Below are 23113 nucleotides of genomic sequence, written 5' to 3' on the forward strand. Positions count from 1 at the left end.
GCCGGTCGCGCTCCTAGCGTCGACCCCCTACCGGGAGGAGGCGGTGGTGGCCGCGATCGAGATGACCGGGGTCGTGAAGACCCACGGGCCCGTGCGGGCCCTCGACGGGATCGACCTGCGCGTGGACGAGGGCGAGATCGTGGCCCTGCTGGGGCCGAACGGGGCGGGCAAGAGCACCGCGTTCGACGTGCTGCTGGACCTCGTGCGGCCCACGGCCGGGCGGGTCGAGGTCCTCGGCGGGCCGCCCGCCGCGGCCCGCGGACGCGTCGGGGCGATGCTGCAGTCCGCCGGGCTGCCCGAGCAGGTCACGGTGCGCGAACTGGTCCGGCTCGTCGGGCGCGCGCACCCCCGCGCACTGCCCGTCGACGAGGTGCTGGCGCGCACGGGGCTGACGTCACGGGCCGGCCGGACGGTGACCGCCCTCTCCGGCGGGGAGCGCCAGCGGCTGCTGCTGGCCCTCGCGCTCGTCGGGCAGTCGGAACTGCTGCTGCTCGACGAACCCACCGCCGCGATGGACGTGCTCTCGCGCCGCTCGTTCTGGTCCCAGGCCCGTGCCGCCGCCGCCGGTGGCGCGACGCTCCTGTTCGCCACCCACGACCTCGCCGAGGCCGCGGCCGCCGCCGACCGCGTCGTCGTCCTCGCCGCCGGCCGGGTCGTCGCCGACGGCACCCCCGCGTCCCTCGCCGGGAACGGGGACCTCGAGACCGCCTTCCTGGACCTCACCCTGCAGAGCCCCCTCACGGACCCCGGAGCGCAGCGATGACCTCCCCCGCCGTCCCCGCCTCCCCCGCCGGCGCCCGGCCCACCGGCCCGCGCGCCGGGTTCCTCGCCCTCGCGGTGCTCACCGAGGTGCGCGCGGGCCTGCGCACGCCCGAGTTCGCCGTCCTCGGGATGGCGATGCCCGTGATCCTGTACGCGGTCTTCGCCCTGCCGAACGCGGGCGGTGAACTGCCGGGCGGCACGCCCACCGGCCTGGCGATGCTGGCGGGCCTCGGCTGCTACGGCGCGCTGACCCTGGGCATCGTCGTGTTCGGCGAGGACGTCGCGAAGGACCGCGGCCGCGGGTGGCTGCGGACGCTGGCCGCGACGCCGGTGCCCGCCGGGGCGTACCAGCTGGGCAAGCTGGGCGCGGGGCTCGTGCACGGCGTGCTGATGGTCACCGCCCTGTGCGCGTTCGCCGCCGTCGCCGGCGGTGTGCGCCTGGCCGCGGGGGGCTGGCTGGCGCTGGGGGCGCTGCTGGTCGCCGGGGTGCTCGCGTCCAGCCCGCTGGGTTTCGCGATCGCCTACCTCGCCCGGCCGCGCGCGGCCGTGGTCGTCACCAACGTCGTCTTCCTGCCGCTGTCCTTCGCGTCCGGGTTCCTGGTGCCGCTGTCGCAACTGCCCGACGCGGTCGGCGACGTCGCCCGCTGGCTGCCGACGTACCACTTCGGCCAGCTGGTGCTCCGCGCGGTCGTGGAGGACCGCGACGTCGAGGCGCTGACCGGCGCAGCCACCCAGCCCGTGCTCGTGCACCTGGCCTGGGTGCTCGGCGGCGCGGCGCTCCTGGCGGGCCTGGCGCTGCGCGCCGCGCACCGCGAGACGGTCACCCGCCGCGGCTGACGCGGCCCCGAGGGCGCGCTGGGTCGACGACGTGCGCGCCGCCCCGGTGCGCGCGGGCGGCCGGGGTCAGCGGTGGGCCGGCCCCGTCACCAGGACGTCTCGCCGGGCGGCAGCACCGCCAGCTCGGGCACGACGCTGTCCGGCCAGGTCGCGAACACCGTCATCAGCGCCCGCGCCACCGTGGCGGGCTCCTGCAGCTTCGTCAGGTCCGCGTCGGGGAAGCGGTCGGTGACGAACGGCGTGGCCATGCCGCCGGGGATCAGGCCGCTGACCCCCACGCCGATGGAGCCGTGGCGCTGCTTGCAGTCGCGCTGGGCCTCCTTGAACAGCGCGGCGGTGTAGGCGCGCAGCCCGTGCTTGCTCGCCGCGTACGCCGACGCCTCCGTCCACACGCGCCGCGCCGCGGTCGAGAGGGTGTTCACCACGTAGCCGTGGTTGCGCTCCAGCATCGCCGGGTAGGTGTTCGCGACCAGGTACATCGGCCCCAGCAGGTTCGTGGCGACGACGCGCTGCGCCTGCTCGGGGGTCTGGTGCTCGATCGGGGTGCACACGTCGAAACCGGCGTTGTTGACCAGCACGTCGACGGGCCCGTCCTGGTCGCGCACCGAGGCGACCGCGGCCTGCACCGCCACCGGGTCGCCGACGTCCAGCACCAGCGGTGCGGCGGCCCCGCCGCGCTCCGCGATCGCGGCGACCGTCCGGTCCGCGGCCTCCTGGCGCACGTCGCTGACCCAGACCTTCGCACCGGCCGCGGCCAGCTCCTGCGCGATCGCGGCGCCGAGCCCGCTGCCCGCGCCGGTGACCAGCGCCACCTCACCCCTCAGCTCCATGCCCCCGAACCTAGGGGGAGGCCCCCGGACGGGCGAGCGGGGCCGCCCGCGACACCCCCGCGCCGGGCCGCGCTGGCTAGCCTGCCCCTGCACCGAACCACCGGGAGGGACCCGTGGCACCCGTCGAGCCCGCGCGCGCGGCGCCCCGCACGCACCCGGCCCGCTGGTGGGCCGCAGCGGGCATGCGGGTGCGCTCCACCGTCGCGGCCGTGCTGGTGCTGGCGCTGATCGCCGTCGCCACCGGCACCGCCGGCCTGCTGGTGCTGCGCCGCTCCCTGCTGGAGACGGTCGCCACAGCCGCGCTGGTGCAGGCCCGGCTGGTGCGGGTCGCCGTCACCCCCGGGGTGCTCGAGGGCACCGACCCGGCCGCCCGCGCACGGCTGGACGCGCTCGTCGGCGCCGACGAGGCCCGCGGCACGCACGTGCAGGTGGTCACCGACGGGGCCGTGGTCACGGCCAGCCGCGCCCTCAGCGGTCTGCCGCCGCTGTCGCTGCGGCTGCCGGCGGTCGCGGAGGACGAGGTGCGGGTGCGCACGCTGCCCGCGCTGGGCGAGGGGCCCTGGCTGGTGGCCGTGCTCGGCGCGAGCGCGGACGGCCGGCGGTACACCGTCGTGGTCGCCGAGAGCACCGCCGGCGCGCGGGCCACCCTGCGCACCGCCGCCGTGCTGCTCGCCGGTGGCGGCGCCCTGCTGCTCGTGGCCGCCGGGGCCGCCACCCGGGTGTTCGTGGGGCGCTCGCTGCGCCCGGTGGAGGCGATCCGCCGCACGGTCGACGGCATCACCTCCACCGACCTGGAGAGCCGGGTGCCCGTGCCCGCCGGCGACGACGAGGTCTCCCGCCTGGCGCGGACGATGAACGCGATGCTGGCGCGCCTGGCCGCCTCGCAGCGGGCCCAGCGGCGCTTCGTCGCCGACGCCAGCCACGAGCTGCGCAGCCCCGTCGCGACGCTGCGAGCGGCCGCCGAGGTGCAGCGCCTGCACCCCGGCGCCACCGCGCCCGCGGAGTTCGCCGACCTGGTGGGCGGCGAGGCCGTGCGGCTGGAGCGCCTGGTCGCGGACCTGCTGCTGCTGGCCCGCGCCGACGAGGGGGCGGCGGCACCGGCGCGCGCCGAGGTGGACCTGGACGAGCTGGTGGAGTCGGAGGGCGCCCGGCTTCGCGCCAGCACGGCGCTTGAGGTGGTGGTGCGCACCGCGCCCGCGCGCGTCCTGGGCGATGCGGGTCAGCTGACGCGGGTGGTGCGCAACCTCATCGACAACGCAGCCCGGCACGCGCGCGGCCGGGTGGTGCTGGCCGTGCACGCCGCCGGCCCCGAGGCGGTGCTGAGCGTCACCGACGACGGCCCGGGCGTGCCGGAGGCCGAGCGCGAGCGGGTGTTCGGCCGCTTCGTGCGCCTGCAGGGCAGCCGGGACCGCGCCTCGGGCGGCACCGGGCTGGGGCTGGCGATCGTCGCCGGGGCCGTCGCCGCGCACGGCGGCTCGGTGCGCTGCACCGGTGCGCGGCCGGGCCCGGGCGCGGTGTTCGAGGTGCGCCTGCCGCTGGCCGCGCACGAGCCGGACGGAGCGGACGACGAGCCGGTGGGCGACGAGCCGGTGGGCGGGGGTCAGCCGCCGTCGGCGGCCAGCCGGTAACCGGCGCCGCGCACCGTCTGGATCGCCGCGCGCCCGAACGGGACGTCGATCTTGCGGCGCAGGTAGCGCACGTACACCTCCACCACGTTGGGGTCGGTGCAGGCGTGCGGGTCCCACACGGCGTCGAGGATGCGGGCCTTGCTGACGACCTCGTCGCGGTGGCGCATCAGGTGGTGCAGCAGGTCGAACTCGCGCGCGGTCAGCTCCACGGGCACCGCGCCGCGGTGCACCCGGCGGGTGGTGGGGTCCAGGCGCAGGTCGCCGGCCGCGAGCTCCACCGGCCGCTCGGGGGCGCCGCGGCGCACCAGCGCGTGCAGGTGCGCGACCAGGACGGGGAAGGAGAACGGTTTGGTGAGGAAGTCGTCGGCGCCCAGGTCGAGGGCGTCGACCTCGTCGTACTCGCCGTCCTTGGCGGTCAGGACGAGCACGGGGGTCCACACGCCGGCGGCGCGCAGGTCGCGGCACACCTCGTAGCCGTTGCGCAGCGGCAGCATGAGGTCCAGCACGAGCACGTCGTACGCGAGCTCCCTCGCCCGCCAGAACCCCTCGCGCCCGTCGTGGGCGACGTCCACGCTGAACCCCTCGGCGGACAGGCCCCGGCGCAGGGTCTCGGCGAGGGCCACCTCGTCCTCGACCACCAGCACCTTCACGACGTCCGCCCCGGGCCCACGGGGGCAGAGTAGGCAGCCGGGACGCCGTCCGGGCCCACCGGCACCCGGACGGGTGCAGGCGCGTCAGGCCAGCGCGAGCCCCGCGGTGAGCGTGAGCGCGGTGGTGACGGCCCCCAGGAGGAGCCCGCGGCGGGCGGAGGCCGCCACCAGCGGCGAGAACCGCAGCGGGCCCTCCACGAACCGGGCCGTGAGGAGCGCGGGCACCACGGCCGCCAGCTCCACGGCCAGCACGGCCCACCAGGAGGTGGCGCCCAGCACCTCGACGGCGAGCACCGCGGCGGGCACGTGCCACAGGTACCAGACGTACGACAGGCGTCCGCAGGCGCGCAACGGGCCCCACGACAGCACCCGCCCCACCGAGCCGCGACCCGAACCGCAGGTCCCCGCGGCGATCAGCGCGACCGCGGCCAGCGTGGGCACCAGGGCGATGCTCCCCGGGTACGGCAGGCGGTTGGCGACGACGGCGCTGAGCGCCAGCGCGAGGGCGCCGCCCCAGCCCGCGGACCGCAGCAGCGCGGCGCCGCGCCCGTCGGCGCAGCGGGCCGCGATCCACGGCACGGCGAGGGCCAGCAGCCCGCCGGCACCGAACTGCCACGCCCGCGTCACGGTGCTCAGGTAACCGAACAGACCCGCGCGCGCGGTGAGGACGACGCACGCCGCGAAGGAGGCGGCGCTCAGAACGGCCAGGGCCACGGCGAGGTCGCGCCGCAGGCGGCCGGCGCGGGCGCGGCGGGCGACCACCAGCACGAGCAGCGGCCACACGAGGTAGAACTGCTCCTCCACCGCCAGCGTCCAGTAGTGCTTCAGCGGGCTGTGGGCCACCTCCTCGCCCAGCTCGTCGTGCCCGAACGAGAGCAGCCACCAGTTCGCCACCTGCAGGCTCGCCGCCACGGCGTCGCGGGCGATCGCGGAGACCCGCTCGGCCGGCAGCAGCAGCGCGGCGCCCAGCAGGGTGGCCAGCACCACGGCGGCGGCGCTGGGCAGGATACGGCGGACCCGGCGGGCGTAGAAGTCCCGCAGCGAGATGCGACCGGTCCGTCCCGCCTCGCGCACCAGCAGGCCGGTGATGAGGAACCCGGAGATGACGAAGAACACGTCGACCCCGATGTTGCCCGCGCGGACCACGGGGGCGCCGGCCTGGAACAGCAGGACCATGCCGAGGGCCACCGCCCGCAGCCCCTCCACGTCGGGGCGGAAGCCCCTGCCGCCCCCGTGCGCCGCCGGGCTCCGCTGGTCACGCCCGTTGTCGACGACCGCCACGCCCCTGTCCTCCCGCTCGTCCACCGTGCTGCCGGCGCGCAGGCTGGCACGGGGACGCTGAGAGGACGCTGAAGACGGTGGGTCCCGGGGACACCGGAGGCCGGCGGGTCCCTCAGGACCCGCCGGCCTCCGGCGGGGGTGCTCGCCCGGTGGGCGCGGCGGTCAGCTCCCGACGCGCTCCACGACCAGCTCGCGCACGCGGGCGGCGTCGGCCTTGCCGCGCATCTCCTTCATCACCGCACCGATGAGCGCACCGGCGGCCTGGGCCTTGCCGCCGCGGATCTTCTCCACGACGCCGGGGTTGGCGGCGATCGCGGCGTCCACGGCCGCCACCAGCGCGGACTCGTCGGAGACGACGGCCAGGCCGCGCCCCTCGACGACCTCGGCCGCCGAGCCCTCGCCGGCGAGCATGCCGTCCAGCGCCTCGCGGGCCAGGCGGTCGGTGAGGGTGCCGGCCTCCACGAGCGCCTGCAGCTCGGCCACGTCGGCCGGGCCCACGCGCAGCGCGGTCAGCTCCACGCCCTCGGCGTTGGCGCGGCGCGAGAGCTCGCCGGTCCACCACTTCCGTGCGCCGGCCGGGGAGGCGCCCGCTGCGACGGTGGCTTCCACCAGGTCGACCGCGCCGGCGTTGGCGGTGTCGCGCATCTCCAGGTCGGAGAAGCCCCACTCGGCCTGCAGCCGCTTGCGGCGCTGCGCCGGCGGCTCGGGCAGCGTGGCGCGCAGCTCCTCCACCCACGCCGGGTCGGGCGTGATCGGCACCAGGTCCGGCTCGGGGAAGTAGCGGTAGTCCTCCGCGTCGGACTTCTCGCGGCCCGAGGTGGTCAGGCCGGTGTCCTCGTGCCAGTGGCGCGTCTCCTGCACCACCTTCGCGCCCGAGCGGAGCACGGCGGCGTGCCGGGAGACCTCGTAGCGCACGGCCCGCTCCACCGAGCGCAGCGAGTTGACGTTCTTCGTCTCCGAGCGGGTGCCCAGCGGGGACTGCGGGGTCGGGCGCAGCGAGAGGTTCACGTCGCAGCGCAGCGAGCCCTGCTCCATCTTCACGTCCGAGACGTCCAGCGCGCGCAGCAGGTCGCGCAGGGTCGCCACGTAGGCGCGGGCCACGTCCGGCGCGCGGTCACCGGTGCCCTCCAGGGGCTTGGTGACGATCTCGATGAGCGGGATGCCGGCGCGGTTGTAGTCCACGAGGGAGTACTCCGCGCCGTGGATGCGCCCGGTGGAGCCGCCCACGTGCAGGGACTTGCCGGTGTCCTCCTCCATGTGGGCGCGCTCGATCTGCACCCGGTAGGTGAACGCCGGCTTGGAGCCGTCCTCGCTGGCGGGGACGTCGACGTCCAGCCACCCGTCGTACGCGATGGGCTCGTCGTACTGGGAGGTCTGGAAGTTCTTCGGCATGTCCGGGTAGAAGTAGTTCTTCCGGGCGAAGCGGCAGTACGACGCGATCGTGCAGTTCAGCGCCAGGCCGATGCGGACGGCCGACTCCAGCGCCTTGGCGTTCAGCACCGGCAGCGCCCCGGGCAGGCCCAGGGACGTCGGGTCCACCTGGGTGTTCGGCGCGGCGCCGAACTCGGTGGGCGCCGCGGAGAACATCTTCGTCACGGTCGACAGCTCGACGTGGACCTCCAGGCCCAGCACCGGGTCGAACTGCGCCACGGCTTCGTCGTAGTCGACGAGCTCCACGTCGGTGGTGCTCATGCGGACAACCCCTTCCACTCCGGGACCTGCGCCAGCAGCGGGCCGCCCCACGTCGCCGTCAGCCGCGCCTCCAGCGCGGCACCCACCCGGTACAGCCGGTCGTCGGCCTGCTGCGGCGCGAGGACCTGCAGCCCCACCGGCAGCCCGTCGGACAACCCGACCGGCAGGGACATGCCGGGGATGCCGGCGAGGTTCGCCGGGATGGTCGCCACGTCGCCGGCGTACATGGCCAGCGGGTCGTCCAGCTTCTCCCCCAGCCGGTACGCCGTGGTCGGCGCCGTCGGGGACACCAGCACGTCCACCCGCCCGAAGGCGGCGGCGAAGTCGCGCTGCACGAGGGTGCGGACCTTCTGCGCGCTGCCGTAGTAGGCGTCGTAGTAGCCCGCCGACAACGCGTAGGTGCCCAGGATGATGCGGCGCTTGGCCTCGTCGCCGAAACCGGCGGCGCGGGTGGCGCGCATGACCTGCTCGGCGGTGACGCCGTCGCCGGCGGGGGTGACCCGCAGGCCGTAGCGCATGCCGTCGTACTTGGCGAGGTTGCTGGACGCCTCGCTGGGCAGGATCAGGTAGTACGCGGCCAGGGCGTGCACGATGTTCGGCAGGCTCAGCTCGACGACCTCGGCCCCGGCGGCGCGCAGCTCGTCGAGGGCCTCGGTGAACCGGGCGAGGACGCCCGGCTCGTAGCCCTCGCCGGACAGCTCGCGCACCACGCCGACCTTCACACCGGTCAGGTCGCCGCCGGCGCCGAGCCGCGCGGCGCCCACGACGTCCGGCACGGCCTCGGGGATGGAGGTGGAGTCGTACGGGTCGTGCCCGGCGATCACGGCGTGCAGCAGCGCGGTGTCCAGCACGGTGCGCCCGCACGGGCCCGCCTGGTCCAGGGAGCTGGCCAGCGCCACCAGCCCGTAGCGGGAGACCCCGCCGTAGGTGGGCTTGACGCCGACGGTGCCGGTGACGGCGGCGGGCTGGCGGATGGAACCGCCGGTGTCCGAGCCGATCGTCAGCGGTGCCTCGAACGCGGCCAGCGCCGCGGCGGAACCGCCGCCGGAACCGCCGGGGATGCGGGTGGGGTCCCACGGGTTGCGGGTGGGGCCGAACGCGGAGTGCTCGGTGGTCGAGCCCATCGCGAACTCGTCCATGTTCGTCTTGCCCAGCACCACCAGACCTGCGGCGTGCAGCTCGCGCACCACGGTCGCGTCGTACGGCGGCACCCATCCGGCGAGCATGCGCGAGCCGCAGGTCGTGGGCATGCCCCTGGTGGTCAGCACGTCCTTGACGCCGATCGGCACCCCGGCCAGCGGGCCCAGCACCGCGCCGGCGGCGCGGTCGGCGTCCACCTGGCGCGCGCGGGCCAGCGCCCCCTCGGCGTCGACGTGCAGGAAGGCGTGCACCCCGTCGGGGTTCGGCCCGGAGGTCGGGCCGTCGACGGCCTTGATGCGCTCCAGGTGCGCCTGCACGACCTCCTCGGAGGAGACCACCTTCGCGCGCAGCCCCTCCGCCAGGCGCGCGGCGTCCCAGCGGACGAGTTCCGACACGGCGCTCACGCGTCCTCCTCCAGGATCTGCGGGACGCGGAAACGCCCGTCCTCGGCCTCGGGGGCGCCCGCGAGCGCCTCCTCGGCGCTCAACCCGGGCCGCACGACGTCGGGGCGGGTCACGTTGGTCAGGGGCACGGGGTGCGAGGTGGCGGGCACGTCGTCGGAGACGACGGAGGCGACCTGCTGGACCGCGTCGAGGACCGCTCCGAGCTGGCCGGCCATCCGGTCCAGCTCCTCGTCGGTCATGTCGATGCGCGCCAGGCGCGCGAGGTGCTCGACCTCGGGACGGGAGATGGTGGACACGACGGGTGAGTCTAGGACGGGCCCACCAGCAGCTGCGTGGCGGCGAGCTCGCGGTACAGCGGCGAGCGCTCCAGCAGCTGGGCGTGGGTGCCCGCGGCGGTGGCGCGGCCGTCCTCGAGGACGACGATCTGGTCGGAGTCGACGACGGTGGACAGCCGGTGCGCGACGACGATGAGGGTGCGCCGGTCGGCGGCGGCGGCCAGCGCGTCGCGCAGCAGGGCCTCGTTGCGCGCGTCGAGGCTGGCGGTGGGCTCGTCCAGCAGCAGCAGCTCCCCCGGCGCCAGGAGGGCGCGCGCGATGGCCAGGCGCTGACGCTGCCCGCCCGAGAGCAGCACGCCGCGCTCGCCGACCTCGGCGGCCAGGCCCGGCCCGCGCTCGACCAGCTCGCGCAGGCCGACGGCGTCCAGGGCGGCGAGGACCTGCTCGTCGGTGGCGTCCGGCGCGGCCAGGACGAGGTTCTCGCGCAGCGTGCCGGCCAGGACGGGGGCGTCCTGCTCGACGTACCCCAGGCGGGCGCGCAGGGCGGCCAGCGGCAGGTCGCGCACGTCCGCGCCGTCGAGGCGCACGCTGCCCGCGGAGACCTCGTGGAAGCGCTCCACGAGCGAGAGCAGGGTCGACTTGCCGGCCCCCGAGGGGCCCACGAGCGCGGTGCGGGTGCCGCGCGGCACGGCGAAGCTCACCCCGCGCAGGGCGGGCGTTCCGTCGGGGTAGGCGAAGGCGACGTCGTCGAACTCCAGCAGCGGCACGTCCCCGGCGCGCTGAGCGGGCACGGCGGCCGTGCGCGCGGGCGCGCGACGGGGTCCGTCCCGGCCCGCCGACGCCTCGTCCCGCTCCACCGGCAGGCCCAGCACCTCCTGCACGCGGGTCAGGGCCGCCGCGCCGCTCTGCACCACCGTCCAGGTCTGCACGAGCTGGCCCAGCGGCGCGACGAGGGTGAACAGCAGCAGCACGAACCCGACGAGCTCGGCCACGCTGGTGGCGCCCGAGGCGACGCGGGCCCCGCCCACGCCCAGGACGGCGACGAAGGCCCCCTGCACCGACACCTGCATCGCCGGGCCCAGCAGCGCCCGCACCCTCGAGGCGCGCACGGCGGCGTCGCGGGCGCGCCTCGCGGCGGCGACCACGCCGTCCAGCTCGCGGTCGGTGGCGCCGCTGGCCCGCAGGGTGCGCAGCGCCCCCAGCACCCGGCCGACCGCGGAGCTCATCGCGCCCACCTCGGTCTGGGTGGCCAGGGTGAGCCGGCCCAGCCGGCTGGAGGCGATCGCGATGGCGGTGCCGGCCACGGCGATCGCGACGAGCGTGACCACCAGGAGCACCGGGTCCAGGGTCGCCATGAGCACGACGGCGCCCAGGAACGTCAGGACGGTGGCGAGCAGGTCGAACAGGCCGGAGGTGACGACGGCGGCCAGGGCGGTGGTGTCGCCGGACACCCGCGAGAGCAGGTCCCCGGAGGCCCGCGCGTCGCGCGCGGCGACCGTCAGGCGGGCCAGCCGGGTCACCAGGGAGGTGCGCACGCCGAGCACGACGCCGGCTCCGGCCCGCTCCAGCAGGTACTGCCGCACGCCGTCGGCGGCCGCGCCGAGCAGCACGACCGCCACCAGCAGGGTCGCCACCGGCGCGAGCGCGGAGCCGTCCTGCACGACCCGCACCACGCCCGCCACGGCCAGCGGCTGCGCCAGCGCGGTGACCGCGCCGACCAGCGAGAGCAGCACCGCGACGGCGATCGCGGCGCGGTGCGGGCGCAGGTGCGGCAGCAGCAGCCGTCCCGCCTCGCGCAGCGGCAGGACCGCGGGGCCGTCGCCGCCGGTGGGGGTGCCGGTGGGGGTGCCGGTGGGTTCCCTCGTGCTCACCGGCGCAGTGTCCCCGCGCCCCCCGCCCCGCGCGTCCCCCGGTCGTCGACGTCCGCGTCCGGCGAACGGTGCGTGTCCGAGCTGTGATCAGCGCCACGCGCGCGGACCCGGCGCTCGTGGGTCATCATGGGCGCACGTCCGGCGCGGCGAAGAGGCCGCGCCTGAGAGGAGAACACCGATGACCGTCCTCACCCGCGCCCGTCGCCTCGCACTGCTGGCCGGCGGTCTCGGCCTGGCGATCGCCGCGAGCGGTTGCGCCACCGCCGAGGAGGCCGGGGTCGACGAGGGGACCGGCGGCGGCACCGACGTCACCGGCAGCGAGATCGACTGCGCGCAGTTCGAGCAGTTCGGCGCGGACCTCGACGGCACCGAGGTGGAGGTCTACACCTCCATCGTCACCCCGGAGGACCAGCCGTTCATCGACACCTTCCAGCCGTTCACCGAGTGCACCGGCATCACCGTGGAGTACAACGGCACCAAGCAGTTCGAAGCGCAACTGCCCGTGCGCGTGCAGTCGGGCAACGCGCCGGACATCGCCTTCCTGCCGCAGCCGGGCCTGCTGGCGCAGATGGTGTCCACCGGGCAGGTCGCCGCCGCGCCGCAGGCGGTGGCCGACAACGTGGACGAGCACTGGAGCGAGGCCTGGCGGGACTACGGCTCCGTCGACGGGACCCTCTACGCCGCCCCGCTGGGCGCCAACGCGAAGTCCTTCGTGTGGTACTCGCCGACGGCGTTCGAGGAGGCCGGCTACGAGGTCCCGCAGACGTGGGACGAGCTCATGGCGCTGACCGACCGGATCGTGCAGGAGCACCCCGACTCCAAGCCCTGGTGCGCCGGCATCAGCTCCGGCGAGGCGACCGGCTGGCCGGCGACCGACTGGCTGGAGGACGTGGTCCTGCACGAGCTGGGGCCCGACGTCTACGACCAGTGGATCGCTCACGAGATCCCGTTCAACGACCCGCGGATCGTGGCGGCGCTCGACCGCGTCGGCTCGATCCTGCGCGACCCCGCCTACGTCAACGGCGGCTTCGGCGACGTGTCGACGATCGCGACCACCACGTTCCAGGACGCCGGGGTGCCCATCACGCAGGGGAACTGCTGGCTGCACCGGCAGGCGTCGTTCTACCAGGCGAACTGGCCGGCGGGAACCGAGGTCGCCGAGGACGGCGACGTGTTCGCCTTCCCCTTCCCGAGGATCGGCGAGTCGGCCGGGCAGAGCGTGGTCGGTGGCGGTGAGTTCGTCGCCGCCTTCGCCGACCGTCCCGAGGTGCAGGCCCTGCAGTACTACCTGTCCACCCCGGAGTGGGCCAACCTCAAGGCGCAGGCCTCCGGTCCGGGCTGGCTCAGCGCCAACACGGGGCTGGACCTGGAGAACCTCAGCAGCCCGATCGACCAGCTGGCCGCCGAGCAGCTGCAGGACGAGTCCGTCACCTTCCGCTTCGACGCCTCCGACCTCATGCCCGCCGCGGTGGGTGCGGCCGCGGAGTGGCGCGAGCTGACGGCCTGGATCGCCAGCGGTCAGGACACGCAGACGACGCTGGACAACATCGAGGCCGCCTGGCCCGCCGGCTGACGCCCCCGTGACCCGGGGCCGGGCACCGCGCGGCGGTGCCCGGCCCCTCTCCCGCCGTCCGCACACCTCGCTGAGGAGGTCCCCCGGTGGATTGGCTGCTCGACGCCGACAGCACCGCCCACAAGTTCGCCCTCATGGCCGTCGCCGTCCTCGCCTTCGTGGTGGTGATGGCCGTGATCCTCTTCGCCGTCGACAAGCCCAAGCGGGTCCCCACCTGGGTCGTCGTCGCCGGCTTCGTCGGCCCCGCCCTGCTCCTCGTGACGGTCGGCCTGGTGTACCCGGCGCTGAGGACGGTGTGGCTGTCGCTGAAGTCCGCCGACGGCAGCAGCTTCGTCGGCCTCGACAACTACCAGCAGGTCTTCACCAGCGAGAACCTGCAGCTGGTGCTGCGCAACACCGTGCTCTGGGTGGTCCTGGTGCCGCTCGTGTCGACCGCGTTCGGGCTGGTCTACGCCTACCTGGTGGACCGCACCCGCTTCGAGTCGCTGGCCAAGGCGCTCATCTTCCTGCCCATGGCCATCTCGGGGGTGGCCGCCGGCCTCATCTGGCGGTTCGTCTACGAGTACCGCCCCGACCAGCCGGGCATCGAGCAGATCGGCCTGCTCAACCAGTTCCTGGTGTGGCTGGGGCTGGAGCCCTACCAGTTCCTGCTGGTCCAGCCGTGGAACACGCTGTTCATCATCGTGGTGATGATCTGGATCAACGCGGGCTTCGCCATGACGGTGCTGTCGGCGTCGATCAAGGCGATCTCCGACGACATCGTCGAGGCCGCCCGGCTGGACGGTGCCAGCGCCTTCCAGATGTTCCGCTCGGTGACCGTGCCGAGCATCCGGCCCGCACTGGTCGTGGTCCTCACGACCGTCGCCATCAGCACGCTGAAGGTGTTCGACATCGTGTACGTCATGACCGGCGGTCAGTTCGGCACGTCGGTGGTGGCCAGCGAGTTCTACTCGCAGTCCTTCCGGCAGTTCAACCAGGGGCTCGGTGCCGCGCTCGCCGTGCTGCTCTTCGTCCTGGTCGTGCCCATCATCGTCTACAACGTCCGGCAGATGCGCCTGGCGGAGGAGGTCCGGTGAGCGAGCAGGCCGACACCACGCGGGTCGTCACGAACCCCACCGGGAAGATCGACCCGGGGCAGCGCCGGCTGACCCGGTCGGAGAAGCGGGCCGTCGCCGCCAAGAACCGGCTCAGCTCCCCGGCGGCCTCGGCCGTCGCGCTGCTCATCGCGGCGCTGTGGACGATCCCCACGCTCGGGCTGTTCGTCACCAGCCTGCGCGTGCAGAACGACATCCAGGCGGACGGCTGGTGGAACGTCTTCACCCGCCCGCTGTTCACCGGCTACAACTACACCGCCGCCCTGGAGACCGGCCTCGGCGACAACTTCGTGAACACCCTGGTCATCACGGTCCCCGCCGTGGTCATCCCGATCACGCTCGCGCTGCTGGCCGCCTACGCGTTCGCGTGGATCCCCTTCCGGGGCCGTGAAGTGCTGTTCGTCGCGGTCTTCGCGCTGCAGGTGGTGCCCCTGCAGGTCACCCTCATCCCGCTGCTGAGCCTCTACGTCGACGCCGGGATCGCCGGCTCCTTCTGGCCGGTGTGGCTCTCGCACACCATGTTCGGCCTCCCGCTGGCGATCTTCCTGCTGCACAACTTCATGAAGGACGTCCCGGCGTCCCTGGTGGAGGCGGCGCGCATGGACGGCGCCGGGCACGTGACGGTCTTCTTCCGGGTGCTGCTGCCCCTGCTGGTCCCGGCCATCGCCGCCTTCGGCGTCTTCCAGTTCCTGTGGGTGTGGAACGACCTCCTGGTCGCCCTGACGTTCGCCGGCGGCGACACGACACCGCTGACGTCGGCCATCGCGGACCTGTCGGGCACCCGCAACAACGCCTGGTACCTGCTGGCGCCCGGCGCGTTCCTGGCGATGGCCGTGCCGCTGGCCGTGTTCCTGGGCCTGCAGCGGTTCTTCGTCCGGGGCCTGCTGGCCGGGTCGGTCAAGGGCTGAGGCCCCCTCAGGGCCGCCCGGCGCCGTCCGGGCGCGGGCGGTCCTCGGGGTGGGCCCGCAGCGCCACGACGGCCACGTCGTCGCCGGGCTCGGCCACGATCCGCTCCAGCAGCGCGTCGACGAACTCCTCCAGCGGCAGGTGGGCCAGGTCGCCGACGACGGCCAGCAGCCGGGCGAGCCCGGTGTCGAGGGTCTCGTCGCGCCGCTCGACGAGCCCGTCGGTGTAGAGCAGGACGGTCGCGCCCGGCACCAGCGGCGTCTCGTGGTCGCCGCGGTCCAGCTCGGGCGCCAGGCCCAGCAGCAGGTCGGCGGGGGCCTCCAGCAGGCGGGGTGCGTGCCCGGGCTCCACGACCAGGGGCGGGGGGTGCCCGGCGTTGGACCAGCGCAGGGTCCGCATCCCCGAGGCCCGCTCGGCCGGCGTCTGCTCCACGCGCGCCAGGACGGCCGTGGCCAGGGTGCTCACCCCCAGCCGGTGCAGCGCCCGGTCGAAGACCGCCATGATCTTCCCCGGCGGGTCGGTCACGGCCTGCGCGACGCCGCGCAGCACCCCGCGCATCTGCCCCATCTCCGCGGCGGCCACCTTGTCGTGGCCGGTGACGTCGCCGATGACGATGGTCGTCGAGCCGTCCCGGGTGAGGAAGGCGTCGTACCAGTCCCCGCCCACCTGGGCGTCCTGCGCCGCGGGCAGGTAGCGCACCGCGATCTGCAGGTGGTCCGGCTGCGGCGGCTCGGTCAGCAGCGAGCGCTGCAGCGCCTCCGCCAGCGTGCGGGTGGCCCGCGCGCGGCGGCGCTCGTCCTGCAGGCGGCGCACCCGGTCGAGGGCCTGCGCGCACTGGGCGGCGAACGCCTCCAGCAGCCGCACCTCGTCGTGGTCCGGGGGTTGCGCCTCGGCCCAGCCCACCGCGACGGACCCCAGCGGCTCGGCGCCGCCGGTGGACAGCGGCAGCGCCGCCCACGTCGGCAGCTCCGGCGCGCCGGGCAGCGGCACGGCGGCCGCGTAGCGGCAGCCCTCGCCCGCCACCACCACCTGCCCGCGCGCGGCGGCGGCGAGCGGGGCCCGGGAGGTCAGCGGCACGCGGGCGGTCGGGGCGCTCGCCGCCGGGCCCCCGCCCCCGCCCCCGAGGAACGTCAGCGACAGCTCCGCGCCCTCGCGCACCGCCACCACGACGGCCTCGGCACCGGTCGCGGCGCGCCCGTGCCGGGCGAGGTGCTCGAGCAGGTCGGGCACGGTCTCGGCGGCGGCCAGCGCCGAGGCCGTGGCGGCCAGGCCCGCGAGACGTCGCGCGGTGCGCCGCTCGCGCTCGCCGGAACGGCGCAGCTGGGCGTTCAGCTCCTCCAGCTCGCGGGTGCGCTCGAACAGGTCGGCCTCGACCTGCTGGACCCGCTCGGACCACTGGCGGCCCTCGGCGGCGGCCCGTCGCGCGACGGCGCGGTCGTGGACGTAGCCGGTGATGTCGTCGGCGCGGTGCAGCAGCAGCACCACCTCGCCGTCCTCGTCGAGGATCGGCACGTTGCGCGGGCTCCAGAAGCGCTCCTCGAAGCCGCCGCCGGGCACGGGGATGTCGTACTTCTGCAGCGCCATGGTCTGCGGCCGGCGGGTCTCGCGCGTCAGCTCGAGGGAGGCGCGCAGGTTCCGCAGCCCGTCCGCGGCGGGGTCGTCGGGGTTGACGGGGAACACCTCGAAGAGGTGGCGGCCCACCTGCTCCTCCAGCGTGGTGGCCGTGGCCTCCAGCCGGGCGCGGTTGGCGTGGACGATGACCAGGTCGGGCGTCAGCAGCAGGAAGGGCGCCGGGGCCTCGTCGAAGACCTTCGCGTAGTCGGGCTCCGGCAACGCGTCCCCCACCTCGGTGCTCACTCCTGACCCCTCCAGCCCGCGACCCTCGTCGCGCGGTGCGCGCACCCCACCCGATCACCTGGCGCCCGGCACCGCCACCGCAGGCGCTGCGCACCCCGGCGGGTGAGGGGCTCCGGGCGCTGGGCGGCGCCCCCGGGGGTTCCTGCGTAGCGTGTCGGGGACGCCGCACCGGACCGCGCGGCGCGAGCCCGACGACCCGCGGAGCAGCCGTGAGCACCTCCACCCGCGACAGCGCGCACCCGGCCGAGCGCCTCGCCGGCCCGCGGCGCTACCTCATGTGCGCCCCGGAGCACTTCACCGTCTCGTACGAGATCAACCCGTGGATGGACGCCGCAGCGCCCGTGGACGCGTCCCGCGCGCTGGAGCAGTGGCAGGAGCTGCGCGCCACGTTCGAGCGGCTGGGCCACCAGGTCCACGTGGTCCCGGCCGCGCCCGGCCTGCCCGACATGGTCTACGCCGCGAACGGCGCCCTGGTCACCCCGCAGGGCTCGGTGGGGGTGCGCTTCGCCCACCCCGAGCGGGCCGGGGAGGCGGAGGCGTACGCGCGCTGGCTGGAGGAGCACGGCCTGGGGCCGGTGCACCGGCCGGTGCACGTCAACGAGGGCGAGGGCGACCTGCTCGTGGTGGGCGAGCACCTGCTGGCCGGGCACGGCTTCCGCACCGACCTGGCCGCGCACCGGGAGGTCGAGGAGGTCCTGGGCCGGCCGGTGACCTCGCTGCGGCTGGTGGACCCGCGCTTCTACCACCTCGACACCGCGCTGACGGTGCTCGACGACGACCCGGAGCACCCGGACGTCGCGTACTTCCCCGGGGCTTTCGACGAGGGGTCGCAGCGCGTGCTGGCCGGGCTGTTCCCGCACGCGCTGCGCACCGACGCCGCCACCGCGCAGGTGCTGGGCATGAACGCCGTCAGCGACGGGAAGCACGTGGTGCTCTCCCCGCGCGCGCAGCGCTACGCAGAGCAGCTCGCGCAGCGCGGGTACGTGCCGGTGCCGGTGGACCTGTCGGAGCTGCTGCGCGGCGGCGGGGGCGCGAAGTGCTGCACGCTCGTGCTGCGGGGCTGAGCGCTACCCTCCCGCGCCGTCCCCGGGTTCCCCGTGCTCCTCGGGCTCGGGCTCGGCGACGGCGTCGGGCCCGCCCTCCAGCAGCGCGCGGAAGCCGTCCTCGTCGAGGATCCGCACGCCCAGCTGCTCGGCCTTGTCCGCCTTGGAGCCCGGCGCGTCGCCGACGACGACGAAGCTCGTCCTCTTCGACACGCTCGCCGACGCCTTGCCGCCGCGGGCCAGGATCGCCTCCTTCGCCTCGTCACGGGTGAACCCGGACAGCGAACCGGTCACGACGACCGTCAGGCCCTCCAGGGTGCGGGGCGTGGACTCGTCGCGCTCGTCCTCCGTGCGCACCCCGGCGGCGCGCCACTTGTCCACGACGGCGCGGTGCCAGTCCACCTCCAGCCACTCGCGCACCGCCTCGGCGATCGTGGGGCCGACGCCCTCGGTGGCGGCCAGCTCCTCCAGCGAGGCGTCCTCGATCGCCTGGAGGGAACCGAACCGCCCCGCCAGCGCGCGCGCCGCGGTCGGCCCCACGTGCCGGATGGACAACCCCACGAGCACCCGCCACAGCGGCTGCGACTTCGCGGCCTCGAGGTTCGCCAGCAGCCGCCGCCCGTTCGCCGAGAGGGTCCCGTTCTTGTTGGTGAACAGCGGCACCCGCAGCAGGTCCTCCTCGGTGAGGTCGAACAGGTCGCCCTCGTCGGTGACGACCCCCGACTGCGGCAGCGCCGTCGCCGCCTCGTAGCCGAGGGCCTCGACGTCGAACGAGCCGCGCCCGGCGACGTGGAAGATGCGCTCGCGCACCTGCGCGGGGCAGCTGCGCGCGTTCGGGCAGCGGATGTCGACGTCGTCGGCGCGCATCCGGCGAAGCTGCGTCCCGCACTCGGGGCACGTCGCGGGGAAGACGAACTCGCGCTCCGCGCCGGTGCGCAGGTCCACCACCGGGCCCACGACCTCGGGGATGACGTCGCCCGCCTTGCGCACCACGACGGTGTCGCCGATGAGCACGCCCTTGCGCTTCACCTCGTCGGCGTTGTGCAGCGTGGACAGCTGCACGGTGGACCCGGCGACCTTCACCGGCTCGAGGAACGCGAACGGGGTGACGCGGCCGGTGCGGCCCACGTTGACGCGGATGTCGTGCAGCTTCGTGGTCACCTCCTCCGGGGGGTACTTGTAGGCGATGGCCCAGCGGGGGGCGCGGGAGGTGGCGCCCAGGCGGCGCTGCAGCGGCACCTGGTCCACCTTGACGACGACGCCGTCGATCTCGTGCTCCACGTCGTGGCGGTGCTCGCCGTAGTACCGGACGTACTCGGCGACCTCGGGCAGGGTGTCGACGACCTTCACGCGCGGGGAGGTCGGCAGGCCCCAGGCGGCGAGCCTGGCGTACGCCTCGGACTGGGTGGCGTTCTCCATGCCGCGGCGCGCGCCGATGCCGTGCACCAGCGCCCGCAACGGCCGGGCGGCGGTGACTCGGGGGTCCTTCTGCCGCAGCGAGCCGGCGGCGGCGTTGCGGGGGTTGGCGAACGGCGGCTTCCCGGCGTCCATCACGCGGGCGTTGAGCTCCTCGAAGGCGGCCACGGGGAAGAACACCTCCCCGCGCACCTCGAGGAACTCCGGGACGTCCTCGCCGGTGAGCTGCTGCGGGACGTCGGCGATGGTGCGCACGTTGAGGGTGACGTCCTCGCCCGTGCGCCCGTCGCCGCGGGTGACGCCGCGCACCAGGCGGCCGTCCTCGTAGACGAGGTCGATCGCCAGGCCGTCGATCTTCGGCTCGCACAGGTACCGCGCTCCGGCGCCGACCTCCTTCTCCACGCGCGCCGCCCACGCGGACAGCTCGTCGGTGGAGAAGGCGTTGTCGAGGCTGAGCATCCGCTCGGGGTGGTCGACGGCGGTGAAGTCGGTGGAGAACGTGCCGCCGACCGTCTGCGTCGGGGAGTCCGGGGTCCGCAGCGCCGGGTGCTCGTCCTCCAGGGCGCGCAGCTCACGCTCCAGGCCGTCGTACTCGGCGTCGCTGATGGGCGAGGCGTTGCGCACGTAGTACGCGAACCGGGCGGCCTCGATCCGCTGGACCAGCTCCTGCCAGCGGCGCCGCGCGTCGGCGGGCACCTCCCCGTGCAGCGGGTCCGGGGCGGTGCTCTCGGCGCTCTGGCTCACGCGGGACATCCTGCCGCGCGGCCCCGACACGTGCCGGGCGAGGGGCCCGGAGGTGCACCGGGCACGCACCGGGCACGCACCGGGCACGCACCGAGCGGGCACCCAGCGTTCACCCGGGCGACGCCCGGCGTCCCTCCAGGGGTCCGGCGCGCTGCCCTAGCGTCCCCGCCCGTGACCCCCCGCCCGCGGCGCAGCGCCGCCCTCCCCCTCGTCCTGACCGGCGCCGTGCTCGCCGGCACCCTCGCCGGGACCACGGCGGCCTCCGCGCGCGAGGACCGCTTCGACGCGGACTTCCCCGCACAGTCCGCCCGCCTCGTGGGCCACCACGTCCTGCCCGCCGCCACCTTCGGCGAGCCCGTGCCGAGCGGCTCGGCGATCGAGGGCGCCAACGGCGTGGCCGTGCCGTTCGACGCCCAGCCCGTGCAGGGCTTCTCCGGCAACCTCGTCCAGCCCGACGGCAGCTGGCTGGTGCTGTCCGACAACGGCTACGGCGCGAAGGCGAACAGCGCGGACTTCCTGCTGGCCGTGCACCGCCTGCAGCCCGCCGAGGACGGCTCCGTCGAGCTCGTGCCCGGCGGGTTCACCCTCTCCGACCCGTACCGGCACGTGAGCTGGGAGCTGACCCGCGAGGACCGCCGCCTGACCGGCGCCGACTTCGACGTGGAGTCCTTCCGGCAGGCCCCCGACGGCACGTTCTGGTTCGGCGAGGAGTTCGGCCCGTACCTGCTGCACACCGACGCCGCCGGCCGGCTCGTCGAGGCCCCCGTGCCGCTGCCGGGCGTGGCGTCCCCCGACAACCCCGCCCTGGGCGACGCCGAGGCGAACCTCGGCGGCAGCAAGGGTTTCGAGGGCATGGCTCAGTCGCAGGACGGGCGCTACCTGTTCCCGATGCTGGAAGGCGCCGTCGCCGGCGACGACCCGCAGGACCTGCGGGTGCTGCGCTACGACACGCAGCAGGCCCGCTACCGCGGCGAGGAGTTCACCTACCGGCTGGAGTCGCCGAAGAACGCCATCGGCGACTTCACCCAGGTCGACGACCACCGCTTCCTGGTGCTCGAGCGCGACAGCGGCCAGGGCACCACCGCAGTGTTCAAGGCGGTGTTCCTCGTCGACACCAGCCGCACCGACGCGGCCGGTCACCCGCTGAAGACCCAGCTGGTGAACCTCATGGCCGTGCCGGACCCGGACGGCGTCGCGCCGCAGCTCAGCGCGGAGTCGGGCTACGTGACGTTCCCGTTCCAGACGATCGAGAGCGTCGACGTGGTGGACGAGCACACCATCGTCGTCGGCAACGACAACAACTTCCCGTTCTCCGCCGGCCGCACCGAGGGTGCACCGGACGACAACGAGTTCCTCACCATCGAGGTGCAGGCCGACCTCGGCTGAGGCCCCGCCTCAGGCTGCGCCGGGCGGTCCACCGGTCGCCCGGCGCAGCACCAGGAACTCCAGGTCGTCGCGCTTCGGCACCCCGAAGCGCTCGTCGCCGTACGGGAACGGCCGGCGGTGGCCCGTGGCGGAGAAACCCCGCCGCTGGTACCAGGCGATGAGGTCGGCGCGCTGGGCGATGACCGTCATCTCCAGCGCCGCCGAGCCCCAGCGCCGCACCGCCTCCGCGTCGGCGCGCGCCAGCAGCGAAGCGCCGATCCCGCCGCCCTGCAGCACCGGGCGCACCGCGAAGGTGCCGAAGTGGGCCGCGTCCCCCGTCCGGCGGAGCTCGCAGCACCCGAGCAGGCGCGCGCTGGCCGGCCCGCCCGCGGGGCGCTCGGCCAGCAGCAGGACCGCGTCGGGGTCCGCCACGATCGCGGCGATGCCTTCCTCGTCGGTGCGCCGCCCGTCGAGCAGGTCCGCCTCGGTCGTCCACCCCGCCCGGCTGGACGCACCGCGGTAGGCGGACTCCACCAGCGCCACCACCGCGGGCACGTCCGCGAGCGCCGCCTCGCGGAACACCGGTCCCGCGTCAGTCACCGGAGGTCTCCGCGAGCGCCGCACCCGCCTCGCGCAGCCGGCGCAGCAGGCCGCGCAGCGAGTCCGGCGGCAGGTCCTGCAAGCCCTCGGTGCCGGTGAGGACCACCTCGGCCAGACCGGCCGCGGCCAGCCCCACGCGTCGCCACGGCCCCCGCACCGCGTCGACGAGCGCTGCGACCGTCGGCGGGGCGGCCGCGGCGGGCAGGACCCCCGCCCACAGGCGCACGCCGTCCTCGACGGTCGCCGCCAGCGACTCCCACCCGTGCGCGCCCAGGCGCGTCACGTCCAGCGCGACACCGGCCGCGCCCGCCTCGCGCACCAGCGCCAGCGGCGGCTCGTCCGGGGCCAGGCGAACGACGGGCTCGCCGCCGGCGGCGCGCACCGCGTCGACCACGGCGCGCAGGCCGGTGCGCACCTCGGCGCGGTCCACGGCGCGCAGGCTGCCGTAGCCGGAGCGCGTGGGCAGCCGCCCGGCGAGCACGGCGGGCAGCGAGGGTTCCTCCACCTGCACCACCGGGCGGGCCCCGGGCACCAGCCGCCGCAGGTCCGCGACGTGGGCGGCGACGCCCTCGGCGAGGGAGGCGACGACGTCGCGCCGGGCGCCGGGGTCGGAGGCGCTGCGCTCCCCGCGGGGCAGCTCGACGGCGGCGGCCAGCGACCAGGGGCCCAGCACCGCCAGCACCAGCGGCCCGTCCCAGCCGTCGGCGGCCTCGGCCAGCTCGTCCAGGTCGGCGCGCAGGTACGCGTGCGCGCGCTCCTCGTCGCGGCCGGGCGCGTCGGTGAAGCGCCAGCCGGACGGCTGCAGGTCCACCGGCAGGTCCACCAGGAGCGCGGCGGTGCGCCCGACCGGGTCCGCTCCCGGGCCGCGGGCGGGCAGCTGGGGCAGGTGCGGCGCGTGCGGGGGCTCGCCGAGCTCGCCGAACACGGTGCGGGCGGCCTCGCGCGGGTCGGTGCCCGGCAGGGCGGCCGGTGCGCTCACGGCACCGGGGGCGGTGGCGCGGGGGGCGGGCGGTGTGGCGTCGGGCACGTCCGCGCACGCTACCGGCGCGGCGGGTGCGACGAACGTCGGACCCGATCCGAGCCGGTCGTCCCTGGACGGCGACCGCGCCGGTGCGGGTGGATGGCTCACAGCCGCCCCACTGACG

General features: G+C 75.6%; 19 protein-coding genes. 8 read left to right on the forward strand and 11 right to left on the reverse strand.

What is annotated here, in order from left to right:
* The first annotated feature begins 46 nt into the window (after positions 1–46).
* Together ACRYR8_RS07415 and ACRYR8_RS07420 are read left to right on the forward strand one after the other, a co-directional pair.
* Entirely contained in the window at positions 47–763 is a 717-nt protein-coding gene (locus ACRYR8_RS07415) for an ABC transporter ATP-binding protein (RefSeq protein ID WP_432483680.1), read from the forward strand.
* Positions 760–1599, forward strand: coding sequence for an ABC transporter permease (locus tag ACRYR8_RS07420; RefSeq protein WP_432483682.1), 840 nt, complete (start codon positions 760–762; stop codon positions 1597–1599). The genes ACRYR8_RS07415 and ACRYR8_RS07420 overlap by 4 nt, the downstream gene beginning before the upstream one ends.
* Positions 1600–1685: 86 nt before the next feature.
* Here the strand turns inward: ACRYR8_RS07420 and ACRYR8_RS07425 are convergent, their stop codons facing one another.
* Positions 1686–2429: an SDR family oxidoreductase gene (locus ACRYR8_RS07425; RefSeq protein WP_432483684.1), complete on the reverse strand. Its 744-nt coding sequence runs from the start codon at positions 2427–2429 to the stop codon at positions 1686–1688.
* A gap of 113 nt (positions 2430–2542) precedes the next feature.
* On the opposite strand from ACRYR8_RS07425, the gene ACRYR8_RS07430 reads away from it, so the two are divergent.
* Positions 2543–4057 (forward strand): sensor histidine kinase, encoded by a 1515-nt coding sequence (locus tag ACRYR8_RS07430; RefSeq protein ID WP_432483686.1) that lies wholly within the window; start codon positions 2543–2545, stop codon positions 4055–4057.
* On the opposite strand, the gene ACRYR8_RS07435 is transcribed toward ACRYR8_RS07430, so the two are convergent.
* From ACRYR8_RS07435 to ACRYR8_RS07460, 6 genes are all read right to left on the reverse strand, one after another.
* Positions 4030–4707, reverse strand: coding sequence for a response regulator transcription factor (locus ACRYR8_RS07435; RefSeq protein WP_432483688.1), 678 nt, complete (start codon positions 4705–4707; stop codon positions 4030–4032). The two genes, ACRYR8_RS07430 and ACRYR8_RS07435, sit on opposite strands and share 28 nt — an antisense overlap.
* A gap of 84 nt (positions 4708–4791) precedes the next feature.
* Complete coding sequence (locus ACRYR8_RS07440) at positions 4792–5988, reverse strand: acyltransferase family protein (RefSeq protein ID WP_432483690.1); 1197 nt, start codon at positions 5986–5988, stop codon at positions 4792–4794.
* Between the two features lie 162 nt (positions 5989–6150).
* Positions 6151–7680 carry an Asp-tRNA(Asn)/Glu-tRNA(Gln) amidotransferase subunit GatB gene (gene gatB, locus ACRYR8_RS07445; protein WP_432483692.1) on the reverse strand — a complete coding sequence of 510 codons (1530 nt, stop codon included), beginning with the start codon at positions 7678–7680 and terminating at the stop codon, positions 6151–6153.
* Positions 7677–9215, reverse strand: a complete 1539-nt coding sequence (gatA, locus tag ACRYR8_RS07450) for an Asp-tRNA(Asn)/Glu-tRNA(Gln) amidotransferase subunit GatA (protein ID WP_432483723.1) — start codon at positions 9213–9215, stop codon at positions 7677–7679. The genes gatB and gatA overlap by 4 nt, the downstream gene beginning before the upstream one ends.
* A gap of 5 nt (positions 9216–9220) precedes the next feature.
* Positions 9221–9520, reverse strand: a complete 300-nt coding sequence (gene gatC, locus ACRYR8_RS07455) for an Asp-tRNA(Asn)/Glu-tRNA(Gln) amidotransferase subunit GatC (protein WP_432483694.1) — start codon at positions 9518–9520, stop codon at positions 9221–9223.
* Positions 9521–9531: 11 nt separating this feature from the next.
* Entirely contained in the window at positions 9532–11370 is a 1839-nt protein-coding gene (locus tag ACRYR8_RS07460) for an ABC transporter ATP-binding protein (protein ID WP_432483696.1), read from the reverse strand.
* A gap of 178 nt (positions 11371–11548) precedes the next feature.
* On the opposite strand from ACRYR8_RS07460, the gene ACRYR8_RS07465 reads away from it, so the two are divergent.
* The 3 genes from ACRYR8_RS07465 to ACRYR8_RS07475 all read left to right on the forward strand — a co-directional run bounded on the left by ACRYR8_RS07465 (position 11549) and on the right by ACRYR8_RS07475 (position 14945).
* Entirely contained in the window at positions 11549–12943 is a 1395-nt protein-coding gene (locus ACRYR8_RS07465) for an ABC transporter substrate-binding protein (RefSeq protein ID WP_432483698.1), read from the forward strand.
* Positions 12944–13029: 86 nt separating this feature from the next.
* Entirely contained in the window at positions 13030–14019 is a 990-nt protein-coding gene (locus ACRYR8_RS07470) for a carbohydrate ABC transporter permease (RefSeq protein WP_432483700.1), read from the forward strand.
* Between the two features lie 47 nt (positions 14020–14066).
* On the forward strand, positions 14067–14945 hold the full coding sequence (locus ACRYR8_RS07475) for a carbohydrate ABC transporter permease (protein ID WP_432483725.1): 879 nt from the start codon (positions 14067–14069) through the stop codon (positions 14943–14945).
* Between the two features lie 7 nt (positions 14946–14952).
* Here ACRYR8_RS07475 and ACRYR8_RS07480 read toward each other — a convergent pair whose 3' ends face one another.
* The gene (locus ACRYR8_RS07480; protein ID WP_432483702.1) at positions 14953–16800 is read right to left on the reverse strand and encodes a SpoIIE family protein phosphatase; all 1848 of its coding nucleotides are present in this window, start codon (positions 16798–16800) and stop codon (positions 14953–14955) included.
* A gap of 209 nt (positions 16801–17009) precedes the next feature.
* Between ACRYR8_RS07480 and ddaH the strand changes: the two genes are divergently transcribed.
* Entirely contained in the window at positions 17010–17864 is an 855-nt protein-coding gene (gene ddaH / locus ACRYR8_RS07485) for a dimethylargininase (protein WP_432483703.1), read from the forward strand.
* Between the two features lie 3 nt (positions 17865–17867).
* On the opposite strand, the gene ligA is transcribed toward ddaH, so the two are convergent.
* Positions 17868–20012: an NAD-dependent DNA ligase LigA gene (ligA, locus tag ACRYR8_RS07490; RefSeq protein WP_432483704.1), complete on the reverse strand. Its 2145-nt coding sequence runs from the start codon at positions 20010–20012 to the stop codon at positions 17868–17870.
* 162 nt (positions 20013–20174) lie between these two features.
* Here ligA and ACRYR8_RS07495 point away from each other — a divergent pair, with 162 nt between their 5' ends.
* Positions 20175–21389 (forward strand): esterase-like activity of phytase family protein, encoded by a 1215-nt coding sequence (locus ACRYR8_RS07495; RefSeq protein ID WP_432483706.1) that lies wholly within the window; start codon positions 20175–20177, stop codon positions 21387–21389.
* A gap of 9 nt (positions 21390–21398) precedes the next feature.
* On the opposite strand, the gene ACRYR8_RS07500 is transcribed toward ACRYR8_RS07495, so the two are convergent.
* Together ACRYR8_RS07500 and ACRYR8_RS07505 are read right to left on the reverse strand one after the other, a co-directional pair.
* Positions 21399–21968, reverse strand: coding sequence for a GNAT family N-acetyltransferase (locus tag ACRYR8_RS07500; RefSeq protein ID WP_432483707.1), 570 nt, complete (start codon positions 21966–21968; stop codon positions 21399–21401).
* The gene (locus tag ACRYR8_RS07505) at positions 21961–22995 is read right to left on the reverse strand and encodes a uroporphyrinogen decarboxylase/cobalamine-independent methonine synthase family protein (RefSeq protein WP_432483708.1); all 1035 of its coding nucleotides are present in this window, start codon (positions 22993–22995) and stop codon (positions 21961–21963) included. Before ACRYR8_RS07505 ends, ACRYR8_RS07500 begins: the two co-directional genes overlap by 8 nt.
* Between the last annotated feature and the right edge of the window lie 118 nt (positions 22996–23113).

The organism is Kineococcus esterisolvens (assembly GCF_050871405.1).
Taxonomy (GTDB): Bacteria; Actinomycetota; Actinomycetes; order Actinomycetales; family Kineococcaceae; genus Kineococcus.

What these genes read in the sequence shown, in the direction of transcription:
- ACRYR8_RS07420 (WP_432483682.1), top strand. Translation starts at nt 760, where the DNA reads ATGACCTCCCCCGCCGTCCCCGCCTCCCCCGCCGGCGCCCGGCCCACC.
- ACRYR8_RS07425 (WP_432483684.1), bottom strand. Translation starts at nt 2,429, where the DNA reads ATGGAGCTGAGGGGTGAGGTGGCGCTGGTCACCGGCGCGGGCAGCGGG.
- gatB (WP_432483692.1), bottom strand. Translation starts at nt 7,680, where the DNA reads ATGAGCACCACCGACGTGGAGCTCGTCGACTACGACGAAGCCGTGGCG.
- ACRYR8_RS07465 (WP_432483698.1), top strand. Translation starts at nt 11,549, where the DNA reads ATGACCGTCCTCACCCGCGCCCGTCGCCTCGCACTGCTGGCCGGCGGT.
- ligA (WP_432483704.1), bottom strand. Translation starts at nt 20,012, where the DNA reads ATGTCCCGCGTGAGCCAGAGCGCCGAGAGCACCGCCCCGGACCCGCTG.